7 protein-coding genes are annotated in these 5,821 nt (G+C 77.2%); 5 read left to right on the top strand and 2 right to left on the bottom strand.

The features are described 5' to 3' along the window. The 5 genes from NH342_RS21620 to alc all read left to right on the top strand — a co-directional run. A partial coding sequence (locus NH342_RS21620) for an urease accessory UreF family protein (protein ID WP_374209494.1) occupies positions 1–375 on the top strand: 375 nt, incomplete at its 5' end. Positions 376–437: 62 nt separating this feature from the next. Continuing rightward, entirely contained in the window at positions 438–1,124 is a 687-nt protein-coding gene (gene ureG / locus NH342_RS21615) for an urease accessory protein UreG (RefSeq protein WP_253018214.1), read from the top strand. Then, on the top strand, positions 1,121–1,840 hold the full coding sequence (locus NH342_RS21610; protein WP_253018212.1) for an urease accessory protein UreD: 720 nt from the start codon (positions 1,121–1,123) through the stop codon (positions 1,838–1,840). Before ureG ends, NH342_RS21610 begins: the two co-directional genes overlap by 4 nt. Continuing rightward, a complete protein-coding gene (allB, locus tag NH342_RS21605; protein ID WP_253018210.1) occupies positions 1,837–3,171 on the top strand; it encodes an allantoinase AllB in 1,335 nt (444 codons plus the stop codon). The genes NH342_RS21610 and allB overlap by 4 nt, the downstream gene beginning before the upstream one ends. Continuing rightward, entirely contained in the window at positions 3,168–4,166 is a 999-nt protein-coding gene (gene alc, locus NH342_RS21600) for an allantoicase (protein WP_253018198.1), read from the top strand. Before allB ends, alc begins: the two co-directional genes overlap by 4 nt. A 42-nt stretch (positions 4,167–4,208) precedes the next feature. Here alc and egtE read toward each other — a convergent pair whose 3' ends face one another. Together egtE and NH342_RS21590 are read right to left on the bottom strand one after the other, a co-directional pair. Then, the gene (egtE, locus tag NH342_RS21595; RefSeq protein WP_253018196.1) at positions 4,209–5,315 is read right to left on the bottom strand and encodes an ergothioneine biosynthesis PLP-dependent enzyme EgtE; all 1,107 of its coding nucleotides are present in this window, start codon (positions 5,313–5,315) and stop codon (positions 4,209–4,211) included. Positions 5,316–5,337: 22 nt separating this feature from the next. After that, positions 5,338–5,821, bottom strand: a 484-nt coding sequence (locus NH342_RS21590; RefSeq protein WP_253018194.1) for an anti-sigma factor, incomplete at its 5' end; no start/stop codon positions are given.

Genomic DNA, 5,821 nt, shown 5'->3' with positions numbered 1-5,821 from the left:
GCTGGCGGAGCCCTCCCACTCGGTGCGGCCGGGCTCGTTGACGTGCACGTGGCTGTCGACCAGCCCGGGCAGCAGCACCTCGTCCTCGGGGTGGCCGCCGCGGCCGCCGGGCTCGGGCCCGCCGACGCCGGCCAGGCCGCCGCCTACCTGTCGATCACCGGCTCGGCGACGGCCGCGCAGCGGCTGCTGGCCATGGACCCCATCACGGTCGCCACCGTCACCGCGCGGCTCGTCGCCGACGTCGACGACGTCGCATCCCGGGCGGCGGGCGTCGCCGACGTCGACCCCGCGTGGCTCCCGGCCGACACCGACCCCCTGCTCGACCTGCTCGCCGAGGTGCACGCCGACCGTGGCGACCGCTACTTCGCCTCCTGACCACCTGATGCCGACCACGACACCGACCGCGAAGCCGACCGAGACGACCACCGGGAGCGACCATGCCGCCTGACCACCTGCTCGACGACTACGTGGACCCCTACGACGACCCCGCTGCACGCGGCCACCGGCACGGTCCGCTGCGGGTGGGCCTGGGCGGCCCGGTCGGCTCCGGCAAGACGGCGCTGGCCGCAGCGCTGTGCCGCACGCTGGGCGGTGAACTCGACCTCGCCGTCGTCACCAACGACATCTACACGACCGAGGACGCCGACTTCCTGCGCCGCAACGCCGTGCTGCCCGACGACCGCATCGAGGCCGTGCAGACCGGCTGCTGCCCGCACACCGCGATCCGCGACGACATCACCGCCAACCTCGACGCCGTCGAGCTGCTGGAGTCCCGGCACCCGGGCCTCGAGCTGGTGCTGGTGGAGTCCGGCGGGGACAACCTCACCGCGTCCTTCAGCTACGGCCTGGTCGACGTGCAGATCTTCGTCGTCGACGTGGCCGGCGGGGACAAGGTGCCCCGCAAGGGCGGGCCCGGCGTCACCGCGTCGGACCTGCTGGTGGTCAACAAGACCGACCTCGCCCCGCTGGTGGGCGCCGACCTCGACGTCATGCGCCGTGACGCGGCGGCCGTGCGGGCCGGGAAGCCCACCCTGTTGATCTCCCTGCGCGAGGACCCCGCCGCCACCGAGGTGGCCGGCTGGGTGCGACAGCAGCTGCGGAGCCGCGCGGCCCAGCACGCGTGAGGACCCTCGTCGAGGTGGTCGCCCGCGCCGGGCCGGGCGGGCGCACCGTGCTGCCCGTCGTCCGGGCCAGCGGGCAGCTGGCGGTGCGGCGGACCGGTCCGTCCACCGTGCACCTGGTGGCGACGGCGTTCGGGCCGCTGGGTGGCGACGACGCGGAGATCCGGCTGGTCGTCGAGGTCGGCGCCCGGCTGGCGGTGCGCACCGTGGCGGCCGCGGTGGTGCTGCCGGCGCGCGGGGAGTCCCCGCCGTCGGTGCAGCGGGTCCGTGCCGAGGTCGGCGGCACCCTCGACCTGCGGGCCGAGCCCACCGTGGTCACCCGCGGGGCGCACCACCGCGCGCTGCTGCACGCCCAGCTCGACGACGGTGCGCAGCTCACCGCCACCGAGCAGGTGCAGCTCGGCCGCGTCGGGGAGGAACCGGGCCGCTGGACCGGCACCACCCGCGTCGAGCGCGGCGGCGTCCCTCTGCTGCACACCACCGTCGGCCTCGGCCCGGGTGCGGCGGCCTGGCTGCCGCCCGTGGCCCCCTGCGCCTACGCCAGCACCGTGCACCTCGGCCAGGACGCCGCGCTCGGCCGGGCCACCGCGCAGGACGCCGTCCGGCTGCCGCTGGACCGTGGTTGGGTGGCCACCGCCTGGGGTGACCGGCTGGCCGGCACCGTGGGCCGGCTCGCCCTGCTCGAGGGCGCCGCACCGGCAGAGGAGGCACGGCGATGAGCACCACCGTCGTCCGGGCCCGCCGGGTCGTGCTGCCGGGCGGTGAGCAGGCGGCCGCGGTGCACGTGGTCGCCGGCCGGGTCACCGCCGTCACCGCGTTCGACGACGCCCCCGCGGACGCCGTCACCCTGGCCGAGGACGAGGTGCTGCTGCCCGGGCTGGTCGACAGCCACGTGCACGTCAACGAGCCCGGCCGCACCGAGTGGGAGGGCTTCGCCAGCGCCACCCGCGCGGCCGCGGCCGGCGGCATCACCACGGTCGTGGACATGCCGCTGAACTCGATCCCGCCCACCACCACCCTCGACGGGCTGGTCACCAAGCGGGCGGCGGCCGCGGGCCAGGTATCGGTCGACGTCGCGTTCTGGGGCGGCGCGGTCCCGAGGAACACCGCCGAGCTGCGGCCGATGCTGGACGCCGGCGTGGTCGGCTTCAAGTGCTTCCTGCTCGACAGCGGCGTCCCCGAGTTCCCGCCGCTGGACGACGCCGGGCTGCGCGAGGTGCTCACCGACCTCGCCGCCGTCGACGGCCTGCTCATCGCGCACTGCGAGGACGAGGCCGTCATCGACGCGGCCCCCGACCCCGCGGGGCGCAGCTACGCGGGCTTCCTGGCCTCCCGCCCGCCCGCGGCCGAGGAGACCGCCATCGCCCGGCTGCTCACCGTGGCTGCCGACACCGGCGCCCGCGTGCACGTGGTGCACCTCGCCGACGCCGGCGCCCTGCCGCTGCTGCGCCGCGCCCGCGCCGACGGCACCCGGGTGACCGTGGAGACCTGCCCGCACTACCTGACGTTCGCCGCCGACGAGGTCCCCGACGGCGACACCGCCTACAAGTGCTGCCCGCCCATCCGCGAGGCGTCGCACCGCGAGCTGCTGTGGTCGGCGCTGGCCGACGGCACCGTCGACATGGTGGTCAGCGACCACTCGCCCTGCACCCCCGAGCTCAAGCGGCTCGACGTCGGGGACTTCGGCCTCGCCTGGGGCGGCATCGCCGGCCTGCAGGTCACCCTCCCGGCGGTCTGGACCGGCGCCCGGGCGCGCGGGCTGCCGCTGACCCGGGTGGTGGAGCTGATGTCCGCCGCGCCGGCTGCGCTGGCCGGGCTGCCCACCAAGGGCGGCATCGCGGTCGGGAAGGACGCCGACCTGGTCGCCTTCGCCCCCGACGCCACCGCCGTCGTCGGCGCGTTGGAGCACCGCAACCCGGTCACCCCCTACGCCGGGCGGGAGCTGACCGGGGTGGTCCGCCGGGTGTGGCTGGCCGGGCAGCCGCTGGACGGCGGCCCGCCGCGGGGCCGGCTCCTGGACCGCGGGGGCTCTGCCAGAGTGGCCGGGTGAGCGCACCGGACTGGACCACGTTGCCCGACCTCGCCACCCGCGCCCAGGGCGGCGCCGTGGTCGCCGCCAACGACGAGTTCTTCGCCGCACGGGAGAACCTCGTGCTGCCCGGTCCGGCGCAGGCGCGGCCGGACTTCGGGCACAAGGGCAAGGAGTACGACGGCTGGGAGACCCGCCGCCGCCGCGAGCCCGGCGAGGACTGGGCGATCGTCCGGCTCGGCACCCCCGGCGTGGTCGCCGGCGTCGTCGTGGACACCGCGTTCTTCCTCGGCAACTACCCGCCGCAGGCCTCCGTGCAGGCCGTCGCGGTCGAGGGCCACCCCTCGGTGGAGGAGCTGGTCACCGCCGACTGGCAGCCCCTGCTGCCCCGGGTCGACCTGGCCGGCGGCGTCGCCAACGCCTTCGCCGTCGAGCCCGGCCCGCGGGTCACCCACGTCCGGCTCACCATCCACCCCGACGGCGGGGTGGCGCGCTTCCGGGTGCACGGCACCGCCGTCCCCGACCCCCGGTTCCTCGACGCCGGCCCCTTCGACCTGGCCGCGCTGGAGAACGGCGGCCGGGTCACCGCGGTCAGCAACGCCTTCTACGGCAGCCCGCACCAGCTGATCGGCCGCGGGGAGGCCGCGAACATGGGCGGCGGCTGGGAGAACGCCCGCCGGCGCGGGGAGGGCAACGACTGGGTCGACGTGCAGCTGGCCTGCGAGGGCGTGGTGACCCTCGCCGAGCTGGACACCTCGTACTTCCTCGGCAACGCCCCCGGCGCCGCCGCGCTGACCGGCCGCACCGCCGACGGCGCCGAGGTCGAGCTGCTGCCGCGCACCCGGCTGCAGCCCGACACCCGGCACCGGTTCCTGCTCGACGACGCCCCCGGGGTTGTCGCGGTCCGGCTGGACGTCTTCCCCGATGGCGGCATGGCCCGGCTGCGGCTGTGGGGCCGGGCCACCGACGCGGGCCGGGCGCAGCTGCAGCGGGCCTTCGACGGACGGCAGGCGTGACCGGCGGGGCCGGTCAGGTGGCCGACGAGCCGCGCCGAGGTCTCAGCCGGCGCGCAGCGCCTCGGCCAGGGTGGCCAGGTCGGCGTCGGTCACGTCCAGGTGCGGGGCGACCCGCAGCACCGGCTGGCGCAGCTCGCCCGGGGCTCGGGCGGGCAGGCACAGCGTGGTGACCACGCCGTGCTCGGCCCGCAGGCGGGCGTGCGCGATGACCACGTCGGGGCCGGTCAGCGTGGTCGAGGCGGTGGGTTCGTCCAGCGGCTCCACCGCCGTCCAGCCGGGGACGTCGGCGACCAGCTCGCGCACCGCGCGCCCGGTGCCGGCCAGCCGCTCGCGCACCGCGACCGGTCCGGCAGCCAGGTGCTCGCCGACGGCGAGGGTCAGCCCGACCCGGCCGGCGACGTGCGCGTCGTGGGTCTCGTAGGACAGCGCGTCGTCCGGGTCGCCCTGCACCGGCCGCAACCCGGCCCGGAAGGCCGGCCGGGTGACCAGGAAGCCCACCCCGCGCGGACCCGCCAGCCACTTGCGGGAGGTGCCGTAGACGGCGTCGGCGGGGACGTCGCAGTCCACCTGGCCCAGGGCCTGCGCGACGTCGACGACCAGCGGCACGCCGGTGGCCCGGCACAGCCGGGACAGCTCGACCCAGGGCTGCACGACGCCCCGGTGGCTGGCGACCACGGTCAGGTGCACCGCGGCGGGTGGCTTGCCGCGCAGCAGGCGGGCGGTGCCGTCCAGGTCCAGCCGGCCGAGGTCGTCGGCGGGCAGCGCGACCGGCTCGAGGCCGTGGTGGACCAGGGCGGCGAGGTTGCCGTGGTACTCCCCGGGCAGGACCGCGACGCGCGCACCGGCCGGCAACGGCCAGGCGTCGAGCAGGATGCGGACCGAGGACGACGCGCTCTCGGTGAAGGAGACGTCGGCGGCGGCCATGCCCACCAGCCCGGCGAGCACCGACCGGCCCTGCTGCAGCAGCATCTCCGCCGACTCCTGCGCCACGTACCCGCCGACCTCGGCCTCGTGCCGGGCGTGGTGGGCGACGGCGTCGAGCACCCGGGCCGACTGCCGGCTGCAGGCCGCCGAGTCCAGGTGCACGCCGGCGGGCCGGGGGCGGGCGGCGCGCCAGGCGGCGCCGAGCTCCGGGTGGGGCAGGGTCACCGGGCCATCGTGCCCTGCCCGCTCAGCCGAGGGTGCCGCGGGTGATGGAGTCGGTGGAGTGCTCCGGGTCGCCGTCGTAGGGCTCCAGCGAGACGTCGACGGTGTCGTAGGCGGACAGGTCGACGCCCTCGGGCACGACGTAGCTGCCGGAGGCGCCCTCCAGGTTCCCCAGGGACTGCGCACCCCCGTCGGCGGACAGCAGCCACACCTCGTAGAACCCGTCCGCGGCCGGTGGCGGTGCGGTCAGCTGCACCTGCAGGTCCCACCGGCCGTCGGTCTCGGTCAGGGTGGCCTCGCCGGAGCTGTCCCAGTCGCCGAACGGGTCGAGCTGGGCGGAGGCGACGGCGGTCCCCGGGACGGGGACCGGGGAGCCAGCCCCGCCCCGGGCCAGGGCGGCGCCGACGGCCACACCGACGAGCAGACCGGCGGCGACCGCGCCGACCACGATCCAGCGCCGGCGGGTGGACCGGCGGGCGGGCCCCCCGGTGGGGGGGCCCGTCGCGGCG

The sequence above is a fragment of the Klenkia sp. PcliD-1-E genome (assembly GCF_024124375.1).
In the GTDB taxonomy this organism is placed as follows: Bacteria; Actinomycetota; Actinomycetes; order Mycobacteriales; family Geodermatophilaceae; genus Klenkia.
This window is presented reverse-complemented; position numbering and strand designations above follow the sequence as displayed.